We start from the raw sequence: 3,504 nt of genomic DNA, 5'->3' as shown, positions 1-3,504 counted from the left end.
GAAGAGACCCAAGAAATTCAGTCTTATGTATTCGGTGGTGAGAAAACTATCGGTTTATGGAAGATTGATGGTCAGATTGGATATAGCCGTGCCAGTGAAGACACGCCAGGTCATATTGCCGGTGCCAAGTTTGTTGGTGATTTCGATAATGTGAGCTACAGCGGCACCTCAAAACCGAGATTAAATGCCGGATCAGATTATTACAACCCAGCCAGCTTTGAACTTGATGAAGTGGAATGGGAAGAACAAAAAACTACCGATACCGAAAAGAATATCAAAATTGATCTTGCCAGAGACTTTGATATTCAAGGTTACGCTTCGCAATTGAAATTTGGCGGTAAGTTATCACGCCGTGAAAAAGATAATGAAGTTGATGCCTGGGCTTTTGAAGACTTTGGTACCAACGATACCAGTCTTGCTGCCTATAGTGCTGGTAATGTGGATTACAGTCTAAACCGATATGGTCAAGGTATTAGTAGCTCGGCATTGGAGCGTCTTATCGGTCGGTTAGATAAAGCAGGCAATGTGGATACTGAAGAGTCACAAATTAATGACTTTGTGATGAATGAAGATATTAACGCTGCCTATGTCATGAATACCTTAGACCTCGATGACTGGACGATTATCGCCGGCCTTCGTTATGAGGGAACAGAGTTTAAAGCAAAAGGTACAGGTATCAGAGACGGTAACTTTGAAGCTATTTCCAGCAAAAACAGCTACCACAACTGGTTACCAGGATTACATTTACGTTATTACCTTGATGATAAAACTCAGGTTCGTGCCGCATGGACCAATAGTGTTGTCCGCCCAACATTTGAAGCCTTAGCCCCAGGATTTGCCATTGATGGTGATGAAGCAAGCTTTGGTAATCCGGATTTAGATCCGATGACATCAAAAAATCTGGACTTAGGTATCGAACATTACATGGGACGAGCGGGCGCGGTGTCGGCCTATGTGTTCTATAAAGATATCTCTGATTTTGTCTATAACACTGACCTCGGTGGTACAGGTATGTTTACAGCCTTTGATCAGGCAGAAACTTTTGCAAACGGTGAGTCAGCAAAAGTCTATGGTCTTGAGCTGGCCTATACACAAAAGCTGAGTTGGCTACCCGCCCCGTGGAATGGCTTGTTACTGGGGGCAAATGCCACATTCAGTCAATCCGATGCTGAAATTGAAGGTTTAGGACAAAAACGTGATATCGATTTACCAGGTCAATCCAACCAAGTCGCCAACCTGATGGTTGGTTGGGAAAACGACAAGCTCAGCATGCGTTTATCGGCTAACTACAAGTCTTCTTATCTATCAGAAGTCGCAGGTATTGATGATAAAGAACATGATCAATATGTCGACTCACAGCTCTTCCTCGACTTTAGCACCAGCTACTTTGTCACCAAAAATGCCCAGATTACTTTGGAAGCAAAAAATCTTACTGATGAAGAGTATTACGTCTATACCGGCAGCAGTGCTTACAACGCTCAATATGAAGAATATGGGCCAAGCATTAAACTTGGTTTCACATTAACTAACTTCTAAAACATATTGAAATATATAGATAAATAACATGAATAAATTACGATTAAAACCGACCTTATTACCCTCGTGCCTGATGGCCTTTTTACCGCTATCAGCATTGGCTGATAAGACACTACACGCAGTTGATAATCAACATAACCGCCATATTGAATCAACACAGCTACTTAACAAAACAGTCATAAACGATGCTGACCGTCTTGTTGCTTATACACAAAAAGGCATTGCACTTGAATCTGTAGATGGCAAAACCATGAGCCTGCTTAAAGGTAACTTTGGTAGCGTTGACCATCGTCAGGTAAAGCAAGGCCTGTTATTGGCAAGCGTTGATCTGGATCGACAGCAGGCCATGGTGGCATTGTTTGATAACACTTCACAAGATTGGGTTGCTAGCACCTATCTCCCGCAACCTGATTTTAAAATTGAAAGTGTCTGTCTATATCAAGATGAGGCACAAAATGGGTTCTTGTTTCTGGTTGGTGAGCAGGGACAAGGAGAGCAATGGCTGGTGGCTGATGCCTCCTCTCCCATTGCTCTCCCTCAATTAATTCGCCACATAAGCACGCCACCAGAAAGTGAATACTGCCAGGTTGATGATGCCCTTTCACGTTTCTATATTAACGAAGAAAGCGTTGGCATATGGGCTTATGATGCTCATCCTGAGGCCGACCTCAGCCGCTATCCTGTTGCGCTTGTTGAGCCATTTGGCCAATTAAAAGACAGCGCTGCAGGTATGGCGATTGTGCCAGGTGGTTTATTAGTCCTTGATGCTGAATCATCTAGCTTATCAGTTTATGTAGAACATCAAGAACAATGGCAGCTTGAGACAACCTTTCCATTAAAGCAGTTGATCGAACCTGAAGCCATCAGTGCCAGAATGGATGGCGAAAAGTTAGATATTATTATCAAACACGATATGGGCACGGCTTCTTATACTCTGCCTTGGCCACATAAAAAGACGTCGTCACCAGAAGCGATACCACTTGTTACACCTTTAAAACAAACAGACCCTGTACCCAGTTTAGGTGATGCTGCCGATGATCCTGCTATCTGGGTTAATCAACGTGATCCTGAACAAAGTCTGATATTGGGTACAGATAAGCAAGGTGGTCTGGGCGTCTACGACCTAGATGGTAAAACACAGTCCTTTTTAGCGGTGGGTAGGCTCAACAATGTCGATGTTCGTCACGGCTTTCACTTCAACGGTAAACAAGTTGATTTAGCGGTTGCCAGCAACCGAGATAACAACTCACTTCATGTGTTTGCCATCGATCCCGGCAGCAGAAAAGTCAGCGAAATAGGTGAAGTGACTACCCGTGCACAGGATATTTATGGTCTGTGTATGTATAAAAATAAACAAGGTGATATCTACACCATTGTTAATGATAAAGATGGTCGTTTTTTTCAGTATCTGATGCAGGATAAACACGGCAATATCGCTGGTGAACTAGTACGTGAGTTTAAAGTGGCTACCCAACCTGAAGGCTGTGTAGCAGATGATAAACACGATCGACTATTTATTGGTGAAGAAAACAGAGCGGTCTGGACACTGGATGCCAGAGCTGATGAACCGACTGTGATGACACAGGTCATGCCCGTTGGGGAGCACCTCAAAGAAGATATTGAAGGCATCAGTTTGTATCAGACACAACAGCAGAACTTTTTAGTGATATCCAGTCAAGGTAATAACAGTTATGTGATTTTGGATGCCCTGCCTCCTTTTGACTACCGTGGTGTGTTTCGTATTGGTTTTAATACGGCTACAGGCATTGATGGCGTATCGGAAACAGATGGCCTTGATGTGACTAGCATCAACCTTGGCCAACCATGGCAACAAGGCATGTTGGTTGTGCAAGATGGTCGTAACCGTATGCCTCGGGCAAACCAGAACTTCAAATATGTGCCATGGTCAGCCATTGCTGATCAGTTTGGCCTGACAGACATCAATAAATAAGGAGTCAATCATGGAAA

2 protein-coding genes are annotated in these 3,504 nt (G+C 43.5%); both read left to right on the top strand.

Annotated elements, in window-relative coordinates; translation table 11 throughout:
- On the top strand, window positions 1-1,536 hold a 1,536-nt coding region (locus B4K20_RS11965), incomplete at its 5' end, for a TonB-dependent receptor (protein ID WP_289283040.1).
- 28 nt (window positions 1,537-1,564) lie between these two features.
- A complete protein-coding gene (locus B4K20_RS11960) occupies window positions 1,565-3,487 on the top strand; it encodes a phytase (protein ID WP_289283039.1) in 1,923 nt (640 codons plus the stop codon).
- Window positions 3,488-3,504 lie beyond the last annotated feature (17 nt).

This window comes from Methylophaga sp. UBA5088, from assembly GCF_002414625.1.
GTDB classification, from domain to species: Bacteria; Pseudomonadota; Gammaproteobacteria; order Nitrosococcales; family Methylophagaceae; genus Methylophaga; species Methylophaga marina.
The sequence above is the reverse complement of the archived record's forward strand: the minus strand, read 5'-3'. Positions and strand labels throughout refer to the sequence as shown.